Source organism: Desulfobaculum xiamenense (assembly GCF_011927665.1).
GTDB lineage: Bacteria > Desulfobacterota > Desulfovibrionia > Desulfovibrionales > Desulfovibrionaceae > Desulfobaculum > Desulfobaculum xiamenense.
In genome coordinates, this window is record NZ_JAATJA010000001.1 from 431664 (window position 1) to 457689 (window position 26026).

At 62.7% G+C, this 26026-nt stretch carries 21 protein-coding genes; 16 read left to right on the forward strand and 5 right to left on the reverse strand.

Going from position 1 to position 26026, the window contains the following annotated elements:
- Positions 1 to 5 precede the first annotated feature (5 nt).
- The 4 genes from GGQ74_RS01970 to GGQ74_RS01985 are packed head-to-tail and all read right to left on the reverse strand — an operon-like array spanning position 6 to position 3138.
- Positions 6 to 461 (reverse strand): CBS domain-containing protein, encoded by a 456-nt coding sequence (locus GGQ74_RS01970; RefSeq protein WP_167939862.1) that lies wholly within the window; start codon positions 459 to 461, stop codon positions 6 to 8.
- Positions 454 to 2022 (reverse strand): NAD(P)H-hydrate dehydratase, encoded by a 1569-nt coding sequence (locus tag GGQ74_RS01975; RefSeq protein WP_245168077.1) that lies wholly within the window; start codon positions 2020 to 2022, stop codon positions 454 to 456. Before GGQ74_RS01975 ends, GGQ74_RS01970 begins: the two co-directional genes overlap by 8 nt.
- Positions 2023 to 2025: 3 nt before the next feature.
- The gene (locus GGQ74_RS01980) at positions 2026 to 2400 is read right to left on the reverse strand and encodes a holo-[acyl-carrier-protein] synthase (RefSeq protein WP_167939863.1); all 375 of its coding nucleotides are present in this window, start codon (positions 2398 to 2400) and stop codon (positions 2026 to 2028) included.
- A gap of 12 nt (positions 2401 to 2412) precedes the next feature.
- Positions 2413 to 3138 (reverse strand): pyridoxine 5'-phosphate synthase, encoded by a 726-nt coding sequence (locus GGQ74_RS01985; RefSeq protein WP_167939864.1) that lies wholly within the window; start codon positions 3136 to 3138, stop codon positions 2413 to 2415.
- A gap of 255 nt (positions 3139 to 3393) precedes the next feature.
- Between GGQ74_RS01985 and GGQ74_RS01990 the strand changes: the two genes are divergently transcribed.
- Positions 3394 to 4734, forward strand: coding sequence for a UDP-glucose dehydrogenase family protein (locus GGQ74_RS01990; protein WP_167939865.1), 1341 nt, complete (start codon positions 3394 to 3396; stop codon positions 4732 to 4734).
- Positions 4735 to 4942: 208 nt separating this feature from the next.
- Here GGQ74_RS01990 and GGQ74_RS01995 read toward each other — a convergent pair whose 3' ends face one another.
- Positions 4943 to 5164, reverse strand: a complete 222-nt coding sequence (locus GGQ74_RS01995) for a hypothetical protein (RefSeq protein ID WP_167939866.1) — start codon at positions 5162 to 5164, stop codon at positions 4943 to 4945.
- 295 nt (positions 5165 to 5459) lie between these two features.
- Between GGQ74_RS01995 and GGQ74_RS02000 the strand changes: the two genes are divergently transcribed.
- The 15 genes from GGQ74_RS02000 (at position 5460) to GGQ74_RS02070 (ending at position 25957) form a co-directional block, all read left to right on the forward strand.
- Positions 5460 to 5936: a chemotaxis protein CheW gene (locus GGQ74_RS02000; RefSeq protein ID WP_167939867.1), complete on the forward strand. Its 477-nt coding sequence runs from the start codon at positions 5460 to 5462 to the stop codon at positions 5934 to 5936.
- Positions 5937 to 6063: 127 nt separating this feature from the next.
- Positions 6064 to 9537: a transcription-repair coupling factor gene (gene mfd / locus GGQ74_RS02005; protein WP_245168079.1), complete on the forward strand. Its 3474-nt coding sequence runs from the start codon at positions 6064 to 6066 to the stop codon at positions 9535 to 9537.
- A gap of 29 nt (positions 9538 to 9566) precedes the next feature.
- Entirely contained in the window at positions 9567 to 10541 is a 975-nt protein-coding gene (locus tag GGQ74_RS02010) for a peptidylprolyl isomerase (RefSeq protein WP_167939868.1), read from the forward strand.
- A 130-nt stretch (positions 10542 to 10671) separates the two neighbouring features.
- The gene (locus GGQ74_RS02015; RefSeq protein WP_167939869.1) at positions 10672 to 11610 is read left to right on the forward strand and encodes a SurA N-terminal domain-containing protein; all 939 of its coding nucleotides are present in this window, start codon (positions 10672 to 10674) and stop codon (positions 11608 to 11610) included.
- Positions 11611 to 11681: 71 nt separating this feature from the next.
- The gene (locus tag GGQ74_RS02020) at positions 11682 to 12626 is read left to right on the forward strand and encodes a helix-turn-helix domain-containing protein (RefSeq protein WP_167939870.1); all 945 of its coding nucleotides are present in this window, start codon (positions 11682 to 11684) and stop codon (positions 12624 to 12626) included.
- A 14-nt stretch (positions 12627 to 12640) separates the two neighbouring features.
- On the forward strand, positions 12641 to 13390 hold the full coding sequence (gene recO / locus GGQ74_RS02025) for a DNA repair protein RecO (protein WP_167939871.1): 750 nt from the start codon (positions 12641 to 12643) through the stop codon (positions 13388 to 13390).
- Between the two features lie 46 nt (positions 13391 to 13436).
- A complete protein-coding gene (gene glyQ, locus GGQ74_RS02030; RefSeq protein WP_167939872.1) occupies positions 13437 to 14306 on the forward strand; it encodes a glycine--tRNA ligase subunit alpha in 870 nt (289 codons plus the stop codon).
- Between the two features lie 21 nt (positions 14307 to 14327).
- Positions 14328 to 16418, forward strand: coding sequence for a glycine--tRNA ligase subunit beta (gene glyS, locus GGQ74_RS02035; RefSeq protein WP_167939873.1), 2091 nt, complete (start codon positions 14328 to 14330; stop codon positions 16416 to 16418).
- A gap of 135 nt (positions 16419 to 16553) precedes the next feature.
- Complete coding sequence (gene rpsT / locus GGQ74_RS02040; protein ID WP_167939874.1) at positions 16554 to 16817, forward strand: 30S ribosomal protein S20; 264 nt, start codon at positions 16554 to 16556, stop codon at positions 16815 to 16817.
- A gap of 184 nt (positions 16818 to 17001) precedes the next feature.
- Positions 17002 to 18366: a Trk system potassium transporter TrkA gene (trkA, locus tag GGQ74_RS02045; RefSeq protein WP_167939875.1), complete on the forward strand. Its 1365-nt coding sequence runs from the start codon at positions 17002 to 17004 to the stop codon at positions 18364 to 18366.
- Positions 18367 to 19815 carry a TrkH family potassium uptake protein gene (locus GGQ74_RS02050; protein WP_167939876.1) on the forward strand — a complete coding sequence of 483 codons (1449 nt, stop codon included), beginning with the start codon at positions 18367 to 18369 and terminating at the stop codon, positions 19813 to 19815.
- A gap of 34 nt (positions 19816 to 19849) precedes the next feature.
- A complete protein-coding gene (locus GGQ74_RS02055; protein WP_167939877.1) occupies positions 19850 to 21220 on the forward strand; it encodes a TrkH family potassium uptake protein in 1371 nt (456 codons plus the stop codon).
- 42 nt (positions 21221 to 21262) lie between these two features.
- Positions 21263 to 21916 (forward strand): potassium channel family protein, encoded by a 654-nt coding sequence (locus GGQ74_RS02060; protein WP_167939878.1) that lies wholly within the window; start codon positions 21263 to 21265, stop codon positions 21914 to 21916.
- A 78-nt stretch (positions 21917 to 21994) separates the two neighbouring features.
- Positions 21995 to 22456 carry a cereblon family protein gene (locus GGQ74_RS02065; protein ID WP_167939879.1) on the forward strand — a complete coding sequence of 154 codons (462 nt, stop codon included), beginning with the start codon at positions 21995 to 21997 and terminating at the stop codon, positions 22454 to 22456.
- 192 nt (positions 22457 to 22648) lie between these two features.
- Positions 22649 to 25957, forward strand: coding sequence for a hybrid sensor histidine kinase/response regulator (locus GGQ74_RS02070; protein ID WP_167939880.1), 3309 nt, complete (start codon positions 22649 to 22651; stop codon positions 25955 to 25957).
- The last annotated feature ends 69 nt before the right edge of the window (positions 25958 to 26026 follow it).

The window sequence follows — 26026 nt, forward strand, 5'->3', positions numbered from 1 at the left end:
GGGGGCTAGTCCTTGGGCAGCAGGGTGCGCAGGATGTCTTCCTTGCCGATGATGCCGACCAGATGGCCGTTCTCCACCACTGGCAGGGTGTGGAACTTGCGCTCCACGATCAGGGAGGCCACCTCGTCCAGCGGCGTCTCGGGCGAGACGGTGGCCGGATTGGGGGTCATGGCCTGCGCGACGGTCATGGCCGTCATCTTCTGCAATTCACGCTCGAAGTCCCGCGTGGAGGAAAAGGGAATCATGCCGTCCAGCAGGGTGAACACCGACGGCAGCTTGAGCTTCTTCTGCTGGGCGACGAGGTCGCTCTGGCAGAGGATGCCCACCACGCTGCCGCCCTCGTCCAGCACGGGAATTCCGTTGATGCGCTTCTCAAGCATGGTCTGCGCGGCGGAAACGATGTCGTCGTCCGGGTAGAGGGTGATGGGGTTCGGAGTCATGATGTCCTTGGCCTTAAGCATCGACAGTCTCCTTCAGCGCCCGAGGCAGGGCGTGTGCGATTTCGCTGGCCGTGTTGCCCCGCGCGGGGAAGTCCGCAGAGAGCAGATCACCGGCGAGACCATGCCAGTAAACGCCAAGACAGGCCGCGTCCTCGGGTTCGAGTCCGCGGGCGAGCAGGCTGGCGATCAGTCCCGCCAGCACGTCGCCGGAACCGGCAACGGCCAGATTGGATACTGCAAAGGGAGAGACGAAGGCCCTGCTGTCCGGCAGGGCGATGACCGTGCCCGCGCCCTTCAGTACGGCGGTGCCGTCCACTGCGGCGGCCAGCGCCTGTGCCGAGGCGAGACGGACAGACTGGATGTCCTCCCCGGTCTTCCCGAGCAGGCGTGCGGCCTCGCCGGGATGGGGAGTGACGATCTTCGCGCACTGGAAGAGCTTGGCAAGCTCGGGCTTTTTGGCCAGCCAGAACAGGGCGTCCGCGTCGAGGACGACGGGGGGCAGATCCAGGCCCGCCAGTGCGGTGAGAAATTCGAGAACTCTTTCGTCGCGTCCCATGCCGGGGCCGACGAGCACTGCGGTGTAGCGCTCCATGTGCGGGGCCAGATCCTGCGCCATGCCCTCGTTCCAGTTCGTGCCGCTGCCGAGGGGCAGGGTCATGATGTCCGGGTTGCAGGCCTTGACCTCGTGGGCGAGTCCTGCCGGGCAGCCCACTGTGACCATGCCCGCACCGGCGCGCAGCGCGCCAAGGGCGGCCAGATGCGGCGCACCGGTCAGGCCCGTGGAGCCGCCAAGGACGAGCACGTGCCCAGCGGTGCCCTTGTGCATCTCCGGATGCGGCGAGGGCAGCAGCTCCAGCACGCCGTCGGTGAGCATGGCCGAGGTGGCCGGGGTGGAGTGCTTGATGAATTCGGGAATGCCGATGCCGCAGACGTGCACGTCTCCGGTGTATTCCGCCGCGCCGGGCATGGCGAGGCCGAGCTTGGCCGCCTCGAAGGTCACTGTGGTATCGGCCATGATGGCCACGGGGCAGGGTTCGCCGGTCAGGCCGGACAGGCCGGAGGGAATGTCCAGCGCGAGGACGAAGGCCGAGCCGCTGAAGGCGTTCAGCTCCTCGATCCATTCCTGCGCGTAGTCGCGCAGTGCGCCGGAAAGGCCGGTGCCGAACAGACCGTCCACCACGATGTCCGGCTCGCCGTATTCGTGGGTCAGTTCGAGGATGGAATGCCCCGGTGCGAGGTATTCGAGCAGGATGTCCATCTTTTGGGCAAGGCGCAGGTTGGCAGCGGCCGCGCCACGGTATTCCTTCTTGCGGGCGGTGTGGAGCACCAGCACCTGCGCGCCTGCGTTGGCGAGGTGGCGTGCCACGCAGAAGGCGTCGCCGCCGTTGTTGCCGGGACCGGCCACGACGAGGGCCGTAAGCCCGTCCACGGAGCCGATGGTTTCCTCAAGCACGCCGAACGCGCCGAGACCGGCGTTTTCCATGAGCACTTCCTGACGGAGGCCGAAATCCTCGATGGTGGCGTGGTCCCACGTCGCCATTTCCTCGGGCGTGGGCAGCGGAACGGAATGGTACATTTCCATATGCTAATTCTTCTCCAGGACGACCACGGCCGATGCGATGTCGCGACCGTGGGTCAGGCTGATATGTGTGGTGTTGACGCCGAGGCTTTCGGCCAGTTCGCGAGCGGCCCCAAGCAGTTCCAGCTGCGGCTGGCCCGAGGGCAGCCGACGGATTTCGATGGTCTGGAAGCCTACGCCCTTCGCTATGCCCGTGCCAAGCGCCTTGGCTGCCGCTTCCTTGGCGGCGAAGCGGGCGGCGAGGTAGGGGGTTGCGACGGCGGGCATGGCGCTGCGTTCGTTCGGCGTGAGTATGCGGTCGATGAAATGATCGCCATGCCGGGCGACGGCCTGCTCTATGCGGGCGAGTTCAACGACGTCGAGGCCGAGGCCGATGATCATCGATATCGGCCCCTAGTCCACAAACGAGTGCACGAGTTCGCACATCTCGCGCACGGCCTGCGAAATGCCCACATAGGCCGCGCGGGTGATGATGCTGTGGCCGATGGAGTATTCGTTGATGCCGGGAACCTTTGCGAAGGGGCGGATGTTCACGTAGTCCAGCCCGTGGCCGAGGTTCACTTTCAGGCCGAGGTTCTGCGCGTGGCGGATTCCGGCGAGGATCTTTTCCAGCTCGGCCTTGGCCGAAGCGGGAGTGTCCGCGTCGGAGTAGTGGCCGGTGTGGATTTCGATGAATTCGGTGCCGATGGTGGCCGCGGCCTCGATCTGCTCGGGATCCGCGTCGATGAACAGGCTGGAGCGGATGCCCGCCTCGTGGATGGGCTTCAGGAAGGCGCGCAGTTCCTCCACGCGGGAGGCCACGTCCAGACCGCCCTCCGTGGTCAGCTCTTCGCGCTTTTCGGGAACGAGGCAGGTCATGTCGGGGCGCACGCGCAGGCAGATGCTCTGCATCTCCGGGGTGGCGGCCATTTCGAGGCTCAGCGTCGTCTTGATGGTGGCCCGCAGCAGGTCGACGTCGCGATCCTGAATGTGGCGGCGATCTTCACGCAGATGGCAGATTATGCATTCGGCACCGGCCAGTTCGGCCAGATGCGCGGCGGTGACGGGATCGGGTTCCTTGCCCAGACGTGCCTGCCTGAGCGTGGCGATATGATCGACATTGACTGCAAGTGAAGGCATTTCCTGTGGTCCTTTTCGAAAAGTTTCGAGCGCGGGATACGCCGGAAGCCCGGCGACAGGACCCGCTTTGACGAAATTGTCGCCAACACCCGCCGAAAGTCAAGGGAAAGCTTGTGATTTCGGGGTAAAGTGGTAGAACAGGCAGGATCGGAGGTCTTCCGGTTCGGCTTGACTTGAAGTGGCTCTGGCTGTAGCTTCCCGCCTTTGTTCAGCATTTTTTGATGAATCGAGAATCGTCCTCAAGAGGTCTAGATAATGAATGTATGCATAGTCGGTACCGGATATGTCGGTTTGGTGAGCGCCGCGTGTTTCGCCGAGATGGGCAACAACGTGGTGTGCGTCGACGTGAATCCCAAGGTCGTCGAGACGCTGCGTAGCGGCAAGGTTCACATCTACGAGCCGGGCCTTGAGGATATGGTCCGCCGCAACGCCGCGCAGGGGCGGCTTGTGTTCACCACCAGCCTTGCCGACGGTCTGGAGAAGGCGCGTGTCGTGTTCATTACCGTGGGCACTCCCTGCCGCGAGGACGGAAGCTGCGATTTGCGCTTCGTGCATCAGGTTGCGCGCGAGATCGGCCAGCACATGAAGGACCCCAAGATCGTCGTGGACAAGTCCACCGTTCCGGTCGGCACCGCCGATCAGGTGCGGGCCATCGTGGCCGAGGAGCTTGCGAAGCGCGGCATGGACATCGACTTCGACGTGGTCTCCAACCCCGAGTTCCTCAAGGAAGGCGACGCCGTCAATGACTTCATGAAGCCCGACCGCGTGGTGCTCGGTACGGACAACGCCGAGTCCGCCGAGGTGATGCGCTCCCTGTACGCGCCCTTCGCGCGTAGCCGCGAGAAGCTCATCGTCATGGGCGTGCGCAGCGCGGAGATGACCAAGTACGCCGCCAACTGCATGCTGGCCACCAAGATTTCCTTCATCAACGAAATTTCCAACATCTGCGAGAAGGTCGGCGCGGACGTGCGTGACGTGCGCCTCGGCATCGGTTCCGATCACCGCATCGGCTACCACTTCATCTACCCCGGCGTCGGCTACGGCGGCTCCTGCTTCCCCAAGGACGTGAAGGCGCTCATCACCACCGCCCTCGAAAGCGGCCACACCCCGAGTCTGCTTCAGTCCGTGGACGCGGTGAACGACGCCCAGAAGTTCACCGTGGCCCGCAAGATCGAGAACTACTTCGCCGATCAGGGTGGCGTGGAAGGCAAGACGCTGGCCCTGTGGGGTCTGGCCTTCAAGGCCAACACCGACGACATTCGCGAAGCCCCCTCGCTGGTGACCATCCGTCACCTGACCGAGCGCGGCATGCGCGTGAAGGCCTTCGACCCGGTCGCCGGTCCCAACACCCGCAAGGCTCTTGAGGGCAACGACCTTGTGGAGATCGTCGACGAGCAGTATGCCGCCCTTGAAGGCGCCAACGCGCTTGCCGTGGTCACCGAGTGGAACCAGTTCCGCAAGCCCGATTTCGACCGCATCAAGGCCACGTTGAGCGCGCCCATCGTTTTCGACGGACGCAATCTGTACTCCCCCGAGGAGATGGCGGCCTCCGGCTTCGCCTACTTCAGCGTGGGGCGGCAGGCGAAGAAGGCCTGATTCCCGGCGCGAGAGGCGTCTGACCCGTTTTTGAAATGACAAGGCCCCGGCATATGCCGGGGCCTTTTGCGTTTGGGCGCTGAAGTGTGCGGAGACTTTTGTGGAGAGAGCGGGGTGAGTGCAGGGTCGCGGCCGCGCATTCGACGCAAAAAGAAAGCCCCCGCGTGTGCGGGGGCCGAAAAGTGTCTGGCGAGTGGCGGAAGAGGGATCAGCCGACGGTAGTGGTCCGTTTGCATGTCCTGTACTGGAGCTCCTTGAGGATGATTCGCTCGTACTCAAGGTGTGCCCCGGCTCCCGCATCGAATTCGTCCTGAAGGAATTTCTCAAGATATTGCGCCTCTTCCCAGAAGTCGAGAAGCTCCTCGTCGCGCAAGGTCTTGATCTGGTCCTCCAATGTGTAGTTGGCCGTATGCGGTGCGAACTGTGCCATGCGGGGGTCGTCCTCCTTTTATGGTGGCATCAGAGGGAAGTCCCCTCGTCAATTTCGCGGTACGATAATGAACCAGCCGCCCGAGTGCAACAGATTTTCATGACAAAAAAGGCAAGTCATGCCGCGTGATTGCTATGTTCCCCACTGTAAGTGTGCGGACTTCGATGTGAAAATGCAGAGGAGCCGTTTCTGTTGCCTTATGGGCAAATAAGGATTATTTGTTGTCCATTGGCGGAATGATTGGCGATGCCCTGCAAGGTGTCGTTCACGCTCATTCACACCACAGGAGAATCCAATGGCCGAGACCCAGAAGAAGCAGGATGCCGAACTCATGCAGCTGGTGACATTCAGCATCGGCGAAGAAGAGTTCGGTGTCGACATTCTCAAGGTGCAGGAAATCATCCGCACCATGGAGATCACGAAGGTGCCCAAGGCTCCCATGTTTGTGGAGGGCGTGATCAACCTTCGTGGCAACGTCATTCCCATCATCGACTTGCGCAGGCGCTTTGGCTTGCAGACACGCGAGCACGACAAGCATACACGGATCATCGTTATCGAAATCAACAACATGATCGTTGGTTTCATCGTCGATTCCGTGTCCGAGGTGCTCAGAATTCCTTCGAACACGGTCGAGCCGCCGCCGCCGGTCGTTTCGGGCCTTGAGTCCGAATACATCAGCGGCGTGGGCAAGCTTGAAGACAGGCTGCTCATCCTCCTCGATCTCGACCGCCTGCTCTCCAACGAAGAGCAGAACGTCCTGTCGCAGGTCTAGCGGTATTGCTCCGCTGACTGTTGCGGTACGCCGCCTGAACGGGCATGATGGCCGCCGTTGCGCATCCGTGCGTACGGCGGCCTTTTGACGTGTGATTTCCCGGAACCAAACAAGGAACGGAAACAAGTTGATCTTTCCCGCTGAATTGAGGGAGTTCGCCCTCGACGGACGGTCCGCCGGGGCCGACGGACTCCCGCTGTCCCGCCGCGTGTACAAGTCCGGCCCCGGAACGCAGGCGGCCATTGCCGCCGGGCTGCTTTCCCGCGGTCAGAGCGTCGTGATGGTCGTGCCCGGTGCCCGCGAACTGGTGCAGATGCAGGCGCTTCTGGGGCTTCTGACCCATGGCTCCGGTCCCTTCGGCGGTTCGCGCTGGATCGCCTTTCCTCCGTACCCCGCCAAGTCCACGGACCCCGGCCGCTGGGCCAACCGTTGGGCCGCGCTGTATTCCCTCGCCACAGGCGACGGGCCGCGCGGCGTGCTCATCACCGTGGACAATCTTTTGCCGAAGTGGCCGCCGCGGCGCATCCTGACCTCGTGTCACCTCACGCTGACCAAGGGCGAGGAGGTGCTTTCCGAGGTGCTTCTGGAGCAGTGCGCCAGCTGGGGCTATGAGCGGACCGCCATGGTCACCCGCCCCGGCGAGATGGCCATGCGCGGCGACATTCTCGATATTTTCGCGCCCGGCTATCCCCGCCCTCTGCGTTTCGAATTCTTTGGCGACACCCTCGACGACATCCGGCTGTTTGATCCCGTGAGTCAGCGCTCCAGCGACGACCTCGCCGAAGCGGTGCTTCTGCCCGCGTCGCCCGCCGTGCTGACCGAGGACGAATGCCGGGCCGCCCGCGCCCGCTGGGAGCGCCTGCGCGGCATCGGCGAGTTGGACCGCGCCGCCGAACAGCATTTCCTGCGCCTGCTCGACGAGGGCAAGGGCTCCATCCGTCCCGGAATGTTCTACGACGACGCGGCCACCCTCGACGAATGGCTTCCGCGCGACGCGGCATGGGTGCTGTGCGGTGCGGGCCGTCTGCGAACCCGGTTGGAAGAGGTCGAGTGGGAGTGGACCGAGGCGCTCGACGAGGAAGCCGAGCGTCAGGGCTGGCGGCGTCCGCGCAACGTGCTGGTGCAGAAGGCCGAAACGGCGCGCCGCGCGTGGCAGGAGCGTCCGCAGATACATTTCGAGGACCTCACCATCGGCGAGAAGCGCGACGGCGTGGACCTGCCGGAAAAAAGCTACACGGCCTTCGAGGAACTGTTCTGGAAGCCGGAGGATCGCAACCGGCCGTGGCAGGCGCTCATGGCCGCGCTCAAGGTCTGGGCGCGGGAGCGTCCGCAGGTGGTGCTGTCCTTCCGCACGGCCCAGTCGCGCAAGAAATTTCTGGCCCTTGCCGAGCAGGACGGCGTGCATCCTTCATTGGAATATGTCGCCGATGCGCGGGGGCTGTTCGCGCTTGTCTCGCCATTTAGGCAGGGTATCGAGCTTGGATGGTGCGGTGCGCTCCTCCTTGGCGAGGACGTCATCCAGCCCACTCGCGAGCGGGCCGTTTTGCCCGGTGCGGGCGATTTCAAGGGCCTTTCGACCTACGAGGACCTTGCCGAGGACGACCTGCTCGTGCATCGCGAGTGGGGCCTTGGGCGCTTTGGTGGCCTGCATCGCCTGAACCTTGGCAATGTGAACAACGACTACCTTCTGCTGTTTTACGCCGGTGACGACAAGCTCTATCTGCCCGTGGACCGTCTGGACGTGATCCAGCGTTACAAGGGACCGGAAGGGGCGACGCCCGCCCTCGACAAGCTGGGCGGAACGGGCTGGGCCAGAGCCAAGGACCGCGCCCGCACCGCCATCGAGAAGATCGCGCGGGAACTCGTGGAGATGTACGCGTGGCGCAAGGTGGCCAAGGGCCGCGCCTATACGCCGGTGGACGACATGTACACGGAGTTCGAGGCATCCTTCGGCTTCGAGGAGACGCCCGATCAGGAAACCGCCATTCGCGACGTATTGGAGGACATGGAGCGCCCCGAACCGATGGACCGCCTCGTCTGCGGCGACGTGGGTTTCGGCAAGACCGAGATCGCCATGCGTGCGGCGTTTCGCGCCGCGCTGGACGGGCGACAGGTGGCCATTCTGTGTCCGACCACGGTGCTGGCCGAGCAGCACTACCAGAATTTCAAGCGGCGCATGGAGGGATTTCCCGTCACTGTCGGCCTCTTGAGCCGTTTCGTGCCCAAGCCCCGCCAGAAGACAGTGCTCGCGGCGGCGGCGCGCGCCGAGATCGACATCCTCATTGGTACGCATCGGCTGCTGTCCGAGGACGTGCACCTGCCGAATCTCGGGTTGCTCGTGCTTGACGAGGAACAGCGCTTCGGCGTGAAGCACAAGGAACGTCTCAAGCAGATGCGCAAGGAGATTGACGTCCTCGCGCTGACGGCGACGCCCATTCCGCGCACGTTGCAACTGTCCATCTCGGGCATCCGCAGCTTGAGCGTCATGGAGACGCCGCCGGTGGACCGCAAGCCCGTGCAGACGTCCATCCTCGAACGCGAGCAGGGCGTTTTGCGGACCATTGTCCGGCGCGAATTGGAACGCAAGGGACAGGTTTTCTGGGTTCACAACCGCGTGAGCAGCCTGCCCCGCGTGGTGGAGTATGTGCAGCAGCTTGTGCCCGAGGCGCGCGTGGGCATGGCCCACGGCCAGATGCGCGAGCGGGAGCTGGAGGACACCATCCACGGCTTCTGGCACGGCGAGATTGACGTGCTGGTGTGCACGGCCATTGTCGAGTCGGGTCTCGATTTCCCCCGCGCCAATACGCTGGTGGTCGATCAGGCGCAGCTTTTCGGTCTCGGCCAGCTCTATCAGTTGCGCGGCCGTGTGGGCCGCAGTTCCACGCAGGCCTATGCCTATTTCGTGGTCCCGTCGTTGGACAGGCTCCCCGAGAAGACGCGCAAGCGGCTTCAGGTCATTCTGGATATGGACTACCTCGGCGCTGGCTTCCAGATCGCCATGGAGGATCTGCGTCTGCGCGGCGCGGGCAACATCCTCGGCGAGGTGCAGTCCGGCAGTATGGCCAAGGTGGGCCTCGACATGTTCCTTGAGATGCTGGAGGAGGAAATCCGCAGCCTCAAGGGTGAGGAACTGCGGCGCGACACCAGCCCCGAACTGAACATCCTCTTCGAGGCGCATATCCCCGAGGACTACATGCCCGACGCGCGCGAGCGCCTGCGCTACTACAAGGCGCTGTCCACGGCGGCGTCCGACAGGGCGCTGGAGGAGCTTTCCGGCGAGATTCGCGACCGCTTCGGCGCGATACCTCTGCAACTCTCGCAGTTTCTCGCCGTGCTCCGGCTCAAGCGTCTGCTTGGGCGGTTGCAGGTGGTGCGCGCTGATCTCTTCGAGGGGCGCATCGTGCTGTCATTCGCCGAGAATGCGACGGCCGTCGATCCGGAACGCATTGTCGGCTGGTTGCAGCAGCATCCTTCCGTCGCCCGCATGATGCCGCCAGCAAAGCTCGAACTGCGCGTCTCTGCCGAGGGCGGAGTGTGCGCTGCCATTGATGCCATCGAAAGGGAATTGACCGCGCTTCTGCCTGCGGATAAGACTGCATGACATCGTCGAAACGTAACGGATTTCAATCAATGAACAAAAGATATCTTTCCGCGATTATCGCGCTGTTTCTCTGTCTGCAGCTTGGCGCATGTGGTGGCAATGCCGAGGAGGATGGAGTCGTCGCGCGCGTCAATGGTCGGCCTATCACGTTGGACAGGCTGGAGCTGAAGTACGACTTCATGCATCTGGACTCGTCCTTCGACGCGTCGCCCACCGTGGCGGGGCTGAAGAACGATTACGGTCGGCTTCTGGGCGACCTCATCGTGCAGGAACTGGTGGAGCAGGAGCTTGAAAAGCGCGGTCTCTCCGTGACGTCCGAGGAGCTTACCGCTGCCGAGGACGAAGTCCGCGCGGACTACCCCGGCGATACCTTCGAGCAGGTGCTGGTGGAGGAGTACATCGACATCCGCTACTGGCGTCAGGAACTGCGCGCCCGGCTGGGCATCGAGAAGTTCTTCGGTGAGGTGCTGCGCCCGCGTATCACCATCGGCTACGAGGAGGCCGAGGCCTACTACAAGGACCACATCAACGAATTCTATCTGCCGCCCCGCCTGCATATCCACCTTGTGAGCGGCCCCAGCCGCGACGCCGTGCAGTCCGCCGTGGACCTTTACCGCAAGGAGGGGAACGTGGAGGCCATCGCTGGCAAGTTTGAGCAGGTGGTCGTGCGCGAATTGCGCGTGCGCGAGGATCGGCTGACCATCGCGTGGAAGAACGCCCTCAAGAATCTCGCCCCCGGGCAGACGACCCCCGTCATGACCGGAGAGGCGGATTTCCAGAGTATTATCTTCATGGAGCGCAGCCCGGCCAAGGTGCTTGATCCGTCCCGCGCCTATCCCGTTGTGGAGAAGGTGCTGGTGGAGCGCAAGCTGCGTGAGGCCTTCGACGCATGGCTCGACGACGCGCTGGCGCATGCCACGGTTCAGGTCAGCCCGCTCTTGCGCCCAGCCGATGAGGATGGCGCGCCGGCGGAGGAAGAGCCTGCCGAACCCGTTGCCCGGTAAGCGTATCCCGCCGTCGTTGCATAATGGTGCAAAAGCTATTAACGAGAAGCACGGCGCGCAGGGCGTGCCGTCCATCCGACAACAGCCCCCGGCCCGGTCCGGTCCGGAAATTCATCCCCCGGAGGAACACTTGAATCGTCTTTGCCGATATATCCTTACCGTCTGCTGTGTCCTGCTTCTTGCTCCCGCCGCCTGGGGCGGGCAGGTCGTCGATCGCGTCGTCGGCGTGGTCAATGGCGACATCATTACCCTTTTCGAACTCAACGAGCGGGTGAAGCCCATCCTCGAACGCTTCCGTGGGCGCGAGCTCACCGAGGCCGACAAGACCGCCATCCTTGGGCTCAAGCGCAAGATGCTCGATGGAATGATCAACAACATTCTCATCCGGCAGGAAGTCGCCCGCCTCGGCATCGACGTCTCCGACGTGGAGCTGGAAAATGAGGTGGACAGCTACAAGAAGCGCGCCCAAATGACCGAAGAGGACTTCGCCCGTCAGCTTAAGCTGGAGGGCCTGACCCGCGACGAATTCAAGAATCGCCTCAAGGACGACATCCTGCGCCATAAGCTTCTTGGCTTCATGGTCAAGCGCAAGGTGGCCGTGACCAAGGAGGACGTGGCGCGCTACTACGAGGCCAACAGCTTCGAGTTCCGCGACGACAGCGAAGTCGATCTGAGCCTCATCATCTGCGGTCCCGAAACCAATGCCGCCGAACTGCGCGAGCGCATCGCCCGTGGCGAGATTTCCTTCGCCGACGCGGCGGACCTCTACACGCGCGGACCGGGCGTGGGACAGGGCGGTCGCATCGGTGCCATGGCTTGGAACGACCTTGCGGGCGACTGGCACGATGCCCTCGCGGGTGTCGGTCCCGGCGAGATGACCCAGCCCTTCGTGGTGCAGGGCCACGAGGCGCTGCTTTTTGTCAACGAGGCCGAAGAGGGCGGAACCACTCCGCTCGAAAAGGTCGAAAGCCGCATCTACGACAAGCTTTTCCAGGAGCGCCTCGAACAGCGCTTCCAGGAATATATCGACAATCTGAAGGCTAACGCACTCATCGAGATCAAGCTCTAGCAGCCGTGGGCCCCGGCGGTACGCATGCCGCCGGGGCCGGCTGTTTCGGAATCGCGAACGGAGAATCTGGCATGAATTTGCAGGAACTGGGCGACCTGTTTCGACAGGAGCGGGAACGTCAGGGGCTGACCATCGACGTGGTGGTCGAAAAGACCCGAATCAGCAAGATCAATGTGCAGGCAATCGAGAGCGGGCAGTCCGATCTGCTCCCGCATCCGGTCTATGCCAAGGGGTTCGTGAAGAACTATGCCCGGCTTCTCGGGCTGGACCCCGACAAGCTCGCCGCCGTCATGGCCATGGAATACACCATTGAGGAAGAGATTCCCGTCGAGGAATCCCCCCGTGAGCAGATGGTTCTGTCACGCGGCAGGGGTGGCTTCGATTCGCTGCGCAGGCGCAGGATGAATCTCGTGATCCTCGTGCTGGCCGTACTGGCTATCGTGGGCGGACTGGTGGCGTATTCGTTCCTGTCCGCCTCGCCGGATAAGGCCGCAGCGCCGGTGGAAATGATCGGCGGACAGGGCGGGGAATCCACGCCCGAAGAGGCTGCCGCTCCCGCCGAGGAGCACGCGGCCATGGCTCCGGCCGATGAGGATGGCGCTCCCGTGGTCGATGCGGCCGCCGAAGCCGTCGCGCCCGTCGCACAGGACGAGCCTGCCGCCGCGACCGAGGCTCCCGCCGAAGCGCAGCCCGCCGTGGCGCAGACGCCCGCTGCCGAGGCTCCGCGCGAAGAGGCTCCCGTGGCTGCCGCAGTCCATGCCCCGCAACGCGTGGATGTGCACGCCACCACCGGTGTCTGCTGGCTTCTGGCCAAGGTGGACGGCGGTGACGAGCATGGCGGCGTGACCGTGGACGTGACCCTTCAGCCCGGCCAGTCCAAGCTCATTCGCTTCGACAAGACCATGACGCTCAAGCTCGGCAACGCCGGGGCCGTGTCTTTGCGGCTCAACGACAAGCCGTACGCCCTCGACGCGAAGCAGGGTCAGGTTCGCACCCTGAGCTTCTCCGCCGAGTAGTTCCGGAACCTGCCGTGCAGGATTTTACGGAAAAGGCCATCATCCTGAGGGTGGGGCGCTTCCGGGAGGCCGACCTCTGGCTTCGCCTCTTCACGCCCCACCGAGGCCTGCTCACCGCATTCGCTTTTGGAGGCAGCCGCAGCCGCAGACGGTTCGTCGGCTGCCTCGATCCCCTCAATCTCGTCCTCTTCGGCTTTTCCAGAAGCCGTACCGGCAATTATCTTTCCCTCACCGAAGGCACACTTCTCGACGGACGTCCCGGACTGCGCGGTAACGCCTCGCGGCTCGGCATCGCCGCTAACTGCGTAAAATTCTTCGAGGCCGTCCACGTGGAGCCGGAGGGCTCCGTACGCAGTTTCAACCTGCTGGAGGAGTCCCTCGAAGCCGTGGAGCGCTGCCCGGACCTCTCGCCCATGTTTCCGGTTTTTTTCCGGCTGCGGACGGCGTTCGAGCAGGGCTACGGGCCGTCTCTGGACACTTGCTCTCGCTGCGGAAAAGTCTTAAAGACTTCGGTTGCTCCATTGCTCCTGATCGAGGAGGGCCGGATATCGTGCGAAGCGTGCGCGACAGAACACGGCTGGAGGATTCCCTTGAACGCCGGTTCGTTGGCCGTTCTCGACAGGGTCCGCCGCGAAAGCCCCCGTCAGTGGTGCTCTCTGGTTCCCGATGCCGCGGATCGTCGCCGTCTTTTTGACGTTGCGGACGGTTTTATGCGTTGGCATCTTGGGTTACGGTGGGAGGATGGACGCTTCCTCAAGACATGACGATCAAGCCGGGGCAAGCCCCGGCATACGCAAAGAAGGAGAAAATATGCATTTCCAGGATGTTGTCTTGGCCCTGCAGAAATACTGGTCCGATCGCGGCTGCGTCATCCAGCAGCCCTACGACATCGAGACCGGCGCCGGAACCTTCAATCCGGCGACCTTCCTGCGGGCCATTGGGCCGGAGCCGTGGCGGGTGGCCTACGTGGAGCCGTCGCGTCGGCCCACCGACGGTCGCTACGGCGAGAACCCCAACCGCCTTCAGCTTTTCTACCAGTTTCAGGTTCTTCTGAAGCCCTCTCCCGACAATGTTCAGGAACTGTATCTGGACAGTCTGCGCGCGCTGGGTATCGACCCCGCCGAGCACGACATCCGTTTCGTCGAAGACAACTGGGAATCCCCGACGCTTGGCGCGTGGGGCCTCGGTTGGGAAGTGTGGCTGAACGGCATGGAGATTTCGCAGTTCACCTACTTTCAGCAGGTCGGCGGCATTGACATGCATCCCGTCAGCGTCGAGCTGACCTACGGCCTTGAGCGTATCTGCATGTACCTTCAGGAGAAGGAGTCCGTGTACGACATCTCCTGGAACGACAACGTGAAATACGGCCACGTTCATCATCAGGGCGAAGTGGAGCACTCCCGCTACAACTTCGAGCTCGCCGACCCCGACATGCTGCTCAAGCTTTTCGACATGTACGAGGCCGAATCCCTGCGCCTGTGCGAGGCCGGTCAGCCGTGGCCTGCCTACGACTACTGCATGAAGTGTTCGCATACCTTCAACCTGCTCGATGCCCGCGGCGCGATCTCCATCACCGAGCGCACGGCCTACATCGGCCGCGTCCGCAATCTCGCGTCCAAGGTCGCCCAACTGTATGCCGCCCAGCGCGAGGAGTTGGGCTATCCCCTGCTCGCCAGGTAAGTCGGAAAGAGGAAGGTTCCAATGTCCCGAATTGTTCTTGAGATAGGAACGGAAGAAATTCCCGCACGTTTTTTCCCCGGACTCCATGAGGAGCTTGGCGCGCTCGTCGGCAAGGCGCTCGCCGATGCCAAGGTGGATGTCGGGGAGATGAAGACCTTTGCCACTCCCCGCCGCACCGTGCTCATCGCCGACGGTGTCGCCGCCGATCAGCGCCGCGAGGAGGAGCTGGTGACCGGTCCGCCGAGGCGCATCGCCTACGATGCCAATGGCGAGCCGACCAAGGCCGCACTGGGCTTCGCGAAGACGCAGGGCGTGGACATCGCGGACTGCTTTGTCCTCGAAAGCGACAAGGGCGAGTACCTTGCCGTGCGCAAGATGACCGGTGGTGCGTCCACCGTCGAACTGCTGCCCGAAATCTTCGAGAAGGCCGTGGCCGCGCTGCAGTTTCCCAAGAAGATGCGCTGGGGCTCGCGCGATTTCGGATTCGGCCGCCCCATCCACTGGTTCGTCGCGCTGTTCGATGATCAGGTGATTCCCTTCACCGTTGCCGACGTCACCTCTGGTCGCCAGACCTGTGGCCATCGCGTCATGGGTGCCGGTCCCTTCGAGGTGGCAAGCGCCGCCGAATATCTCGACGTGCTGCGCGACAAGTGCAAGGTCACGCTCGACGCCGCCGAGCGCAAGGCCTTCATCCGCGCCGAGGGCGACCGTCTGGCCGCAGAAGTCGGCGGACGCATCGTGTGGAACGAGTCTCTGCTGGACGAGGTGTGTGGTCTTGTCGAACATCCCGTGGTGATCCTCGGCACGTTCGACCAGTCCTTCCTCGAAGTGCCCCGCGAGGTGTTGCTCTCCAGCATGGAGGGACACCAGAAGAGCTTCGGCGTCGAAGGTCCGGATGGTCGGCTGCTGCCGCACTTCCTGCCCGTGCTGAACCTCGAGCCGAAGGACATGAGCGTGGTCCGCAAGGGCTGGGAGCGCGTGCTGCGTGCCCGCCTTGAGGATGCCCGCTTCTTCTGGAAGGCCGATCTCTCCGCCGACGTCAACGACTGGCTCGGCAAGCTCGACAACGTCATCTTCCTCGGTCCTCTTGGCAGCATGGGCGACAAGACCCGCCGTCTGGAGCGTCTGTGCGGATGGCTGGCCCGCAATGTCGAGCCGTCCATCGAGGCGCAGGTCGCTCGTGCCGGACGTCTGTCCAAGGCCGATCTCGAATCCGACATGGTCGGCGAGTTCGACGAGCTTCAGGGCATGATGGGCGGCATCTACGCCGACAGGCGCGGGGAGGGCGACATCGTCGCCAAGGCTCTCTACGAGCAGTACCTGCCTGCCGGTCCGGATACTCCGGTTCCGTCCACCCTTGGCGGTGCCATTCTGTCCATGGCCGACAAGGCGGATACCCTCGCGGGCTGCTTCGGCCTGAACAAGGTGCCCACCGGCGCCAACGATCCCTATGCCCTGCGCCGCGCGGCGCTTGGCATCTGCCGCATCGTCATCGAGCACAACCTGCGCATCGACCTCGGCGCGTTCCTGCGCGAGGCGCAGGCCGGCTACGGCGACATCGCATGGAAGCTCTCGAACGATGAGGCCTTCGCGAAGATGCAGGACTTCTTCGCCAACCGTCTGCGTGCGTTCTTCCAGGGGCAGGGCTACGAGACTCTGGTCGTGGACGCCGCCCTCGGTGCGGGATTCAACGACCTGTGGGCGCTTGGCGCGCGCATTGACGCGCTGGCAGCCTTCAGCAAGGCCGATGACTTCCAGCAGGCCGTGCTTACCTTCAAGCGTGCCGCCAACATCATCGTCAAGCAGGGCGAGAGTGGCGGTGTGGAACTGACCGGTGCCTACGACACCGTGCTGTTGCAGGAAGAGCACGAAAAGGCGCTTGCCGCCCGCCTGAACGGGATCGCTCCCACCTGGGAAGAGCTGTGGAGCAAGGACGATTTCGCGAGCTTGTTCGGCCTGCTGCGCGAGCTGCGGCCGGATGTTGACGCGTTCTTCGATAATGTTATGGTCATGTGCGAGGAGACCGGGTTGCGGGTCAACAGACTCAACCTGCTCACGGCTCTGGTTTCCCGACTCGGCCGACTGGCGGATTTCTCCGCCTTGCAGGTTTAGGCTGGCCCCATTGCGGGGATTATCGTAAATTGCCTTGACATCGGGTTGTTCTGCGTATATTGGAGCAATCTCTTTTGAACGAAATCAAGCGCACAACCGAAGAAATATACGATATTTTTTTCAGGAGGAAGTACCTTGGCTAATCACAAGTCCGCCATCAAGAGGCATCGTCAGAGCGAGAAGCGCAACGCCCGCAATCGCGCCGTCAAGACCCGTATCCGCTCCGCGGTGAAGGCCCTGCGCGCCGCAGTGGAGTCCAACGACAAGGAAAAGGCACAGGCAGCTCTTACCCTGGCCACTTCCGTGATCGATAAGGCCGCCACCAAGAAGGTCGTGCACTGGCGCTGTGCCGCCCGCAAGATCTCTCGCCTCTCTCAGGCCGTCAACAAGATCGCCTAGCTTCGGCGAACGCTTTCTGATACGACCCATAAGCCCGCCGCGCAACGCGCGGTGGGCTTTTTGCGTTGTTTCGAAACTGCGTGTATATAACACGCAGCCAGCACTGGATTTGGATTGGCTTTTCCAGTAAAGGGGGCGACGGCGCAGTTGCCTTTTCTCATTGGACAACAAGAGAGCAGAAAACTTGAAAGTCATCATCATCGGCGCGGGTGAGGTCGGTTTCCACATCGCCCGCAGACTTTCCACCGAGTCCAAGGAAGTCGTCGTCATCGACAGCAATTCCGAGGCTCTCAAGCGAATCACCGAGTATCTCGACGTCCAGACCCTCGAAGGATCGGGGAGTAACCCCGCCATCCTTGAGGCCGCTGGCATCTCTCGGGCCGACGTCATGCTGGCCGTTACCGACAGCGACGAGATCAACATCATCGCCTGCACGTTCGCCAGTGCCCTTGCGCCGAACATCATCAAGCTGGCCCGCATCCGCAACGACGAATACATCGACTTTCAGGAGCATCTTGGCCGCTCCGTCCTTCAGATCGACAAGATCATCAATCCGGACGTGGAGGTCGTGAAGACCATCGAGCGGCTGATCAGCCTGCCCGATGCCGACGAGGTCAGCGAGTTCGCCGACGGCCACGTGAAGCTCATCGGCCTGACCGTGTCCGACGTCAGCCCCGTCGTCGGCCGCGAGCTCATCCACATCCGCGACGCCGTGGGCGGGGTGGGCATCATCATCGCCGCCATCGTGCGTGGCGAGAAGCTCATCATCCCTTCCGGCGAGGACGTCATCCACAAGGGCGACCTCGTCTACTTCGTGTGCCGCGACGACGACCTGCCCACCATCATGGAGCGCCTCGGCCGCAGGTATCGCCCCGTGCACGACGTGCTCATCGTGGGCGGTGGCGACATTGGCCTGCGCCTCGCCAGACGGCTTGAGGAACTCAACCTGCACGTGAAGCTGGTGGAGCGCAATTCCGACGCCTGCCAGCGCCTTGCCCAGAGCCTCGACCGCACGCTGGTGCTGCGTGGCGACGGCACGGATCAGGAGTTGTTGCAGGAAGAGAACGTGGCCGACATGGACATGGTCGTCTCCCTCACCGGCGACGAGGAGACCAATATCCTCACGTCGCTTCTGGCCAAGAATCTCGGTGCGGCCCGCGCCGTGACGCGAATCGACAAGTTCGCCTACTTTCCGCTGGTGCGCGCCATCGGCATCGAGAACACGGTCAGCCCGCGCCTTTCGGCCGTCAATTCCATCCTCCAGTACATGCGCAAGGGCAAAGTGCTTTCCGCCGCGTCCATCAAGGGCGAGGAGGCGGAAGCCCTCGAAGCCATCGCGCTGGAGCATTCCGACATCGTCGGCACCTCGGTGCGCGATCTGCATCTGCCCAAGGGCGCGCTCATTCTTGCGCTCGTGCGCGGGGACAACGTCATCTTCCCCACGGGTGATACCATCATTCATCCCAATGACCGGATCATCATGCTCAGCACGGCCCAGAACATTCCCCGCGTGGAAAAGCGGCTGGCAGTCAAGCTGGAGTCCTTCTAGATGCGCTGGCGCTACACTCTGCACGTCGTGGGTGCGATTCTGGTCAGCATGGGCCTGTCCATGCTCTTCGCGCTAGGCTTCTCGCTGTACTACAACGATGCCGGTGTCGAGCCTTTGGTGGCGTCCATTTCCGTGGCCGTGGTCTTCGGCGCGGGGCTGTTTTACATGTTCCGCGATCTCGACGCGCCGGCCATGAACCATCGCGAGGGTATGGCCATCGTGGCGCTCGGGTGGATTGCCGCCGGAATCGTGGGGGCACTGCCGTTCTGGTTCGCCGGAACCTTCCCCACGTTTACGGACTGCGTGTTCGAGTCCGTGTCCGGCTTCACGACCACCGGAGCCTCGGTGCTCACGGACATCGAATCCGTTCCCCGCGGGCTGCTCATGTGGCGCAGCCTGACCCACTGGCTGGGCGGCATGGGCATTATCGTCCTGTCGTTGGCCATTCTGCCGTTTCTCGGCGTGGGCGGCATGCAGCTGTATAAGGCCGAAGTCCCCGGACCCGTGCCGGACAAGCTGAAGCCGCGCATCAAGGACACGGCGATGCTGCTGTGGAAGGTTTACGTGTTCTTCACCGTGGTGGAGGTCCTGTTGCTGCTCATCGGCGGCATGGACCTGTTCGAGTCGCTGTGTCACACCTTCGGCACCATGGCCACCGGCGGCTTCTCCACGCGCAATACGTCCATCGCCGCGTACGACAGCGTCTATTTCGACGTGGTTATCACCGTGTTCATGCTCATCGCGGGCGTGAACTTCTCCCTGCACTACCAGTTGCTGCGCGGGCGGCCGCTGGTGATGTGGCGTGATGCGGAGTTCCGCTTCTTCATGGGCGTGTTCGCCGTATTCACCCTCGTGTGCGCGTTTTCCGTGTGGGGGCGTAACTACGATTCGTTTTTCGAGTCGTTGCGCTACGCCGCGTTTCAGGTGGCATCCATCGTGACCACCACCGGCTACGCCACGGCGGACTACGAATTGTGGGCACCGCTGCCGCAGGCCATGCTGCTTCTGCTGATGTTCCTCGGCGGCTGCGCCGGGTCCACGGGCGGCGGCATCAAGTGCATGCGCATCCTCTTGCTGCTCAAGCACACCTACAAGGAACTTTACCGGCTTATCCACCCCCGCGCCGTCACCAGCGTAAAGCTTGGCGGCAAGACCGTGCCCCCGGAAGTGATGAACTCCATCACCGGCTTCTTTTTGCTGTTTCTGGGGCTGTTCATCGTGTCGTCCTTCGGTATCGCCGCCATGGGGATGGACGTGGTAACCTCGTTTGCCTCGGTGGTGGCCTGCATCGGCAACATCGGTCCCGGCCTCGGAACGGTCGGTCCCACGGAGAACTACGCGCATTTCCCGCTTCTGGGAAAGTGGTTGCTGGTGTTCTGCATGTTGCTCGGGCGTCTCGAAATCTACACGGTCATCATCCTCTTTATTCCCGAATTCTGGCGAAAATAGCCGATCCGCCGCGTTCGGCGGTCAGAGGACGCGCATGCCCCGCAGGAAGATTCCAACCTTCATTTATCCGATACTCGGTTTCGCGCTGACTATTCTGGCCGGAACCGTCCTGCTGCGGCAGGAATTCTGCCACGCGGGCGAGAGCCTTGGCTGGGTGGACGCGCTGTTCACGGCCACGTCCGCCACCTGCGTGACGGGGCTGGTGGTCGTCGATACCGGCTCGTTCTTCAACACGACGGGGCAGAGCGTGATTCTTGCGCTCATTCAGCTCGGCGGGTTGGGCATCATGACCTACACGAGCCTCATCTTCTACCTGTGGCGCAAGCGTATCGCCTTCAACGACCGGCTGGCCGTCAGCCAGTCCCTGCTGCACGATCCCAAGTTCAGCCTTGGCGATTTCCTGAAGCAGGTGGTGCTGGGCTGTGCGCTGCTCGAATGCCTTGGGGCCGTGGCGCTGCATCTGCTTGATCCCGAGGGGTTCGCGCCGTTCTCCGCGCTGTTCCATTCCGTGTCCGCCTTCTGCAACGCGGGCTTTTCGCTCTATGCGGATAGCCTTACCCGCTGGCGCACGGACTGGGCGGTCAATGCTGTGTTCATTGCGCTCATCACCCTTGGCGGACTCGGCTTCATTGTGCTGCTCGAATGCGCACAGAAGCTTGGGTGCCACTGGTTGCGCTCCGGTTCCTTCAATTCCCTCGGCGGGTCGAACGGCCTGTCGTGGCATGCGCATATCGTGCTGAAGGTGAGTGCGGGGCTGGTCATCGGCGGAGCGGCCTTCATTCTGCTTGCCGAATTCCTGATGCATACGGGAGACTACTCGCCAAGCGAGGAGATTCTTGGCTCGCTGTTCCAGTCCGTGACCTGCCGCACGGCGGGGTTCAACACCATGGACATCGGCAGCATGAGCAACGTCTCCCTTTTGGTGATGATTTTGCTCATGTTCGTTGGCGGTGCGCCCGGCTCCTGCGCTGGCGGCGTGAAGGTGACCACCTTCCGCGCCATTGCGGCCTTCTGCGGTGCGCGGCTCAAGGGCCGCAGGCAGTCTGTGGCGGGGCGTTTCGCACTGGACGAGGACACCATGAACAGCGCCCTGACGCTGGTGATGATCGCCACGGGCATCGTTGCCCTGGCTACGCTCATCCTGTGCGTCAGCGAGACGGGGGCTGTGCCCCATAGCCAGACGCGCGGGCAGTTTCTGGAACTGCTGTTCGAGGCGGTCTCCGCCTTCGGTACGGTGGGACTCTCGACGGGGGTGACTCCGCAGTTGTCCGTCGTTGGCAAGTTGACGCTGACGGTGCTCATGTTCGTGGGACGTCTTGGTCCCATCGTGTTCCTGCAGGTTCTGCAGGAGCTGCATCGGCAGGAAAAGTTTTCGTGGCCGGAGAAGCGGCTGGCCATCGGGTAGCATCACATCCATTCCGGGGCGCATGGTCCGGACGGAGCACATATGGACAAGCTTGAAGTTGGTGTCATCGGTCTTGGCAAGTTCGGCTACTTCCTCGCACAGCGGCTCATGGAGCTGGGGCACGACGTCGTGGGGCTGGATTCCAGCCCGGACTTTGTGCGCCGCGCGCAGGACAACCTGACCCGCGTGTTTCAGGGCGATGGGACTGATCGTACTGTTCTGGAACAGCTGGGCTTTCAGCATTTCTCGCATGTGGTGGTCAGCGTGGGGTCCGCTATGGAGTCCAGCATCCTCATTTGCTTGCACCTCAAGGAAATCGGAGTCCAGAGCGTGTGGGTGAAGGCCGTGAGCTGGGAGCACGAGAAGGTGCTGACCAAGATCGGAGCCGACGAGGTGTTCTTCCCCGAGCGCTACGGCGCACAGCAGTTGGCGCTGCGCATGACGCACCCCGGCCTCATCGATTATCTTCCCTTCGGCATGGGGGTGCTCATCCAGCGGCTGACCGTGGACAAGTGGGATGGCAAGACCCTGCGCGAGTTGGACCTCACCAATCGCTTTCGTCTTCAGGTTGTGGCCGTCCGCCATCAGGACGTGCCGACCTTCGAGTTCCTGCCGCGCGCGGATACCCGGCTTTCCCGCGGGGATGAGCTAGTGGTCTTCGTGCAGGAAGATATGCTCAAGAATATCGAACCGTAGGCGCCTCGTCCCTTCACCTTTGGCGGCGGGTGTCGTATTTAGGGCAGAGAGTGCAATTCGATCACTCCGGGAGGACGGATGCGAAACCATTGGCCCGGAATTCCTGCCACCCCTGCGCTGTGGGGGCTTATTTCGCCTGACGGGCGCGGTGATGACTCCGCCGGTTCCGTCATTGTCGACGAGCGTTCGGAAACGTCCGACGGCTCGGGCGGTAATGCGCTCGTCTGCCGATTCTGCGGCACACGCATCACCACGTCCGGCGCGCGTACGCGCATTGGCGGTAAGCACCATCATGTCTTCTTCAATCCATCCGGCCTGATCTTCGAAGTGGGCTGCTTTTCCGCCGCACAGGGTCTGCTGTTCGGCGGACCGGCGAGTCTCGAATTCACGTGGTTTCCCGGTTATGCATGGCAGCCCGTGGCCTGCTCCGGATGCCTCGAACATTTGGGCTGGCATTACTCCGGCTTCGGGACCGGATTCTTCGGTCTCATCCTCACATCGCTTCGCGAGGTCTCTGACGACGCTTCAGGCGAAGGCTGAGCCTCATTCGCGTATCCGTTTCGCGTCCGCGTCCGCTTTTTGTGGATAGTGGTGGCGCGAATACCGCATCTGAATTATACTTAAACATGGTCTGGTCCGTCGTTGGCTGCTCGATGGGCGTTCGGCCTGCGTGGGTCGTCTGCCCCAGGGCACGGCGTGTCGTTCGGCCGTATGCTTCAAGGAGGCGGGGTAATGGACGATCTGGAACGCCTCATCACGACGAGCGAGGAATGGCTCATGGAGCGCATCCTCGGCTATGCGAAGGAACGTGGCTACGTCCGCTACACGTCCACGCTGCTTGAGGCGTGGCGGCTGTCCATTTCCGGTCTGTCCGGCGTTATCGTCGATGCCTTGAGGATATTCGGCGATACCCCTCCTGAATTCTCGCCCGAGGAAGATTACGTGGGCGATCCCATCACCGCGTTCGGCGTACTGGAGGCCCGAAGGCACCGCGAACGCGGCGTCGACATGGGCATGTTTCTGAGCCTGCTCAAGTATTATCGCCAGAGCTATGTCGATCTCATTGAACTGCGCGTGCCGGACATGGCGTCGAGGCAGCGTTGGCGGTCCTTCGTCATCCGTGTGTTCGACAGGCTCGAACTTGCGCTCGTGGTGGAATGGGCGGCCAAGGGTTCGGACGAGTTGAGCAATGAGTTGCAGGCGCAGGCCCGCATCATGACCAACGAGAAGAACCGGTACCTGACGCTGTTCGAGAGCATTTCGACGCCCATGTTCCTGCTCGATGCGACTGGGACCGTGCTCAACCTGAACAGCGCGGCGTCCGAACTGCTTGGGCGTTCGACACGGTACGGTGCGCATTATTATGGTCCGCGTGGATATCCGGGGAGTTCTCTTGATGCCGAGGACGGGAGCGGGGTGATAGGCACTCCGCTTGGGGATCTTCTTCCGTGGCTTGGCAACGAGTTGCGCGACTTTCGCAGCGGTGCGGCGAAGGCCATGCGCTTCGAGCGCCGGGTGAGGTTGGATGACGGCGACAGTCGCGTCTACCTTGTGTCCTTCAACATTATGCCGGATGTGTCCGGGAAGTTTGCGGGCATGACGGTGACGCTTGGCGACATGACCAACCTGCGAAAGGCCGAGCAACAGGCGATGGGCCACGCCGAGCGGTTTGCGCTTGCCCAGCGCTGCGCTGGCGTGGGGTGCTGGGAATGGAACATCCCGGTCGATAGGCTTGAGTGGTCCGACGTGGTGCATACGATTTTCGGCCGCGATGAGCGGCCCGCGCCAGTGACCTTCGACGAGTTCATCGCGATGATTCATCCGCGTGATCAGGTCCGCGTGCGGACCGCCGTGGACGATGCCGTGTGCCGCGTGTGTGGCTACGAGGTCGATCATCGCATCGAACGTCCGGACGGCAGCGTGCGGTGGGTGCTGGAGACGGGGGCTGTGCTACCCGGCATCGGCGGCGCCGCCGAGCGCATGATCGGCGTGGTCATGGACATCACGGAGCGCAAGGAAGCGGAGCGCATGCTCCGCGATGCCCGCGATGCCGCCGAAAGTGCGAACCGGGCCAAGAGCGAATTTCTGGCCAACATGAGCCACGAGATACGCACTCCCATGAATGCCATCATGGGCATGCTGCACCTGTGCCGACGCACGGAACTCACTTCCCGCCAGCGTCAGTACATCGACAAGGCCGAGTTCGCCTCGCGCTCCCTGCTGGGCATCATTGGCGATATTCTCGATTTCTCGAAGATCGAGGCTGGCCACTTGGAGATGGAGAGCATTTCCTTCAGCTTGCAGGAAGTTTTGGAGCAACTGGCCGACGTGACGGCACTGGCCGCACAGCGCAAGGATGTCGAACTGATCGTGGCCGTTGCCCCGGATGTGCCGGACAGGATTGTCGGCGATCCGCTGCGGCTTGGTCAGGTGTTGCAGAACCTTGTCGGCAATGCCGTCAAGTTTACTGAATCCGGCGAGATATGCGTCAATCTGGAGCTTGCCCGCCAGTCGGATGATCGCGCGCAGATCGAATTTTCCGTTCGCGATACGGGCATCGGCATGACGCAGGAAGAGTTGGCGCGAGTGTTCGAGCCGTTCACGCAGTCCGATTCGTCCACCACCCGGCGTTATGGCGGCACGGGGCTTGGCCTTGCCATCAGCCGTAGGCTTGTCGAAATGATGGGAGGGCGGCTCGTGGTGGAAAGCGCACCGGGGCAGGGAAGCCGATTCGCCTTCGCCCTCGATGTCGCGATAGAGGCGAAGGGTGCTGGTCAGCAGACGATCATGCCAGCGGAACTCCGGGGCATGCGCACGCTCGTGGTGGACGATAGTTTGACGAGTTGCGAATACATGCGCCGTTGCCTCTGCTCGCTTGATCTGTCCGTGTCCACGGTCTCCTCGCCCTTGGCGGCGTTGGACGTGTTGCATGGGGCTATACAGGGGCAACCCTTCGATCTGGTCTTCATGGATTGGAAAATGCCGGAGATGGACGGCATCAAGGCTACTCGGCGGATTTTCGCGGATGAGCGGCTGTCCCGGAAGCCCGTGGTGATCATGATGACGGCCTTCGGGTACGACGACATCATGCGTCAGGCCGAGGAGGCGGGCGTGGGGGGCTTCCTGCTTAAGCCCGTGAGCCAGTCATTGCTGTACGAGGCCATTCTTCAGGCCTTCGGGCACGAGGATGGTACAAACCTCGTCCGCAGGCGCGAGCGAGCCGATGATTCGCCGGACGCGGCGACCTTGAGCGGTCTGCATGTCCTGCTGGTGGAGGACAACGAGTTCAACCGCGAGTTGGCCTGCGAACTGCTTTCCTCCGTCGGGGTAATGGTGGATGAGGCCGTGAACGGAAGGCAGGCCGTGGATATGGCGCTTGCCGGCAACTACGATGCCGTGCTCATGGACATCCAGATGCCGGAGATGGACGGCTACGAGGCCGCCCGCCGCATCCGTGCGGACGCCGGACGAGGGAGGCTACCCATCATCGCCATGACGGCGCACGCCATGCGCGGCGACAGGGAGAAGAGCTTGGAAGCGGGGATGGATGACCATGTCACGAAGCCCATCATTCCCAACGTGCTCTACGATACGCTGGCGCGTTGGACGGGCCGCAGGGCCGTCATCATTGGCGATGGAGAGGGCATAGCGCCTTTGCGCGCCGAGGTGGAGAAGACTCCGTCGCTCAAGGTGCTGGAGGGGCTGGATGTGTCGTGCGGGCTTGTGAGCTGCATGGGGGACTGCACCATGTATCGGCGCATGCTCGAAACGTTCATCGCGCAGTATGAGCATGCGGGCGATGATATCGCACGCCTGCTGCATGATGACGACATCGAGGGTGCGACGCGGTTCGCGCACAGCATGAAGAGCGTGGCGGGCAGCATAGGGGCGCTGGAGCTTCAGCACTCCGCAGCGGCGCTGGAGCTAACCCTGCGCGATGAAGGCCGGGATTTCGCCCCGTTGAAGTTGAGCGAGTTCGCTTCGTGCTTGCGGGGAGTGTTGGAGTCGGCCAAACAGTATATTGCGGAAAACGGAAAGTGATGCGTCCCGCCATATGCGGGTGCCCTGCGCGGGGATCGGTGTCTGCCGGTCCCCGCGTGTGCGTTTGGG

Excerpts from the sequence above, each read along its gene's own strand:
- GGQ74_RS01970 (WP_167939862.1), bottom strand. The coding sequence starts at position 461 with ATGCTTAAGGCCAAGGACATCATGACTCCGAACCCCATCACCCTCTAC.
- GGQ74_RS01975 (WP_245168077.1), bottom strand. The coding sequence starts at position 2,022 with ATGGAAATGTACCATTCCGTTCCGCTGCCCACGCCCGAGGAAATGGCG.
- GGQ74_RS01980 (WP_167939863.1), bottom strand. The coding sequence starts at position 2,400 with ATGATCATCGGCCTCGGCCTCGACGTCGTTGAACTCGCCCGCATAGAG.
- GGQ74_RS01985 (WP_167939864.1), bottom strand. The coding sequence starts at position 3,138 with ATGCCTTCACTTGCAGTCAATGTCGATCATATCGCCACGCTCAGGCAG.
- GGQ74_RS01990 (WP_167939865.1), top strand. The coding sequence starts at position 3,394 with ATGAATGTATGCATAGTCGGTACCGGATATGTCGGTTTGGTGAGCGCC.
- GGQ74_RS01995 (WP_167939866.1), bottom strand. The coding sequence starts at position 5,164 with ATGGCACAGTTCGCACCGCATACGGCCAACTACACATTGGAGGACCAG.
- GGQ74_RS02000 (WP_167939867.1), top strand. The coding sequence starts at position 5,460 with ATGGCCGAGACCCAGAAGAAGCAGGATGCCGAACTCATGCAGCTGGTG.
- GGQ74_RS02010 (WP_167939868.1), top strand. The coding sequence starts at position 9,567 with ATGAACAAAAGATATCTTTCCGCGATTATCGCGCTGTTTCTCTGTCTG.
- GGQ74_RS02020 (WP_167939870.1), top strand. The coding sequence starts at position 11,682 with ATGAATTTGCAGGAACTGGGCGACCTGTTTCGACAGGAGCGGGAACGT.
- glyQ (WP_167939872.1), top strand. The coding sequence starts at position 13,437 with ATGCATTTCCAGGATGTTGTCTTGGCCCTGCAGAAATACTGGTCCGAT.
- glyS (WP_167939873.1), top strand. The coding sequence starts at position 14,328 with ATGTCCCGAATTGTTCTTGAGATAGGAACGGAAGAAATTCCCGCACGT.
- GGQ74_RS02050 (WP_167939876.1), top strand. The coding sequence starts at position 18,367 with ATGCGCTGGCGCTACACTCTGCACGTCGTGGGTGCGATTCTGGTCAGC.
- GGQ74_RS02055 (WP_167939877.1), top strand. The coding sequence starts at position 19,850 with ATGCCCCGCAGGAAGATTCCAACCTTCATTTATCCGATACTCGGTTTC.
- GGQ74_RS02060 (WP_167939878.1), top strand. The coding sequence starts at position 21,263 with ATGGACAAGCTTGAAGTTGGTGTCATCGGTCTTGGCAAGTTCGGCTAC.
- GGQ74_RS02065 (WP_167939879.1), top strand. The coding sequence starts at position 21,995 with ATGCGAAACCATTGGCCCGGAATTCCTGCCACCCCTGCGCTGTGGGGG.
- GGQ74_RS02070 (WP_167939880.1), top strand. The coding sequence starts at position 22,649 with ATGGACGATCTGGAACGCCTCATCACGACGAGCGAGGAATGGCTCATG.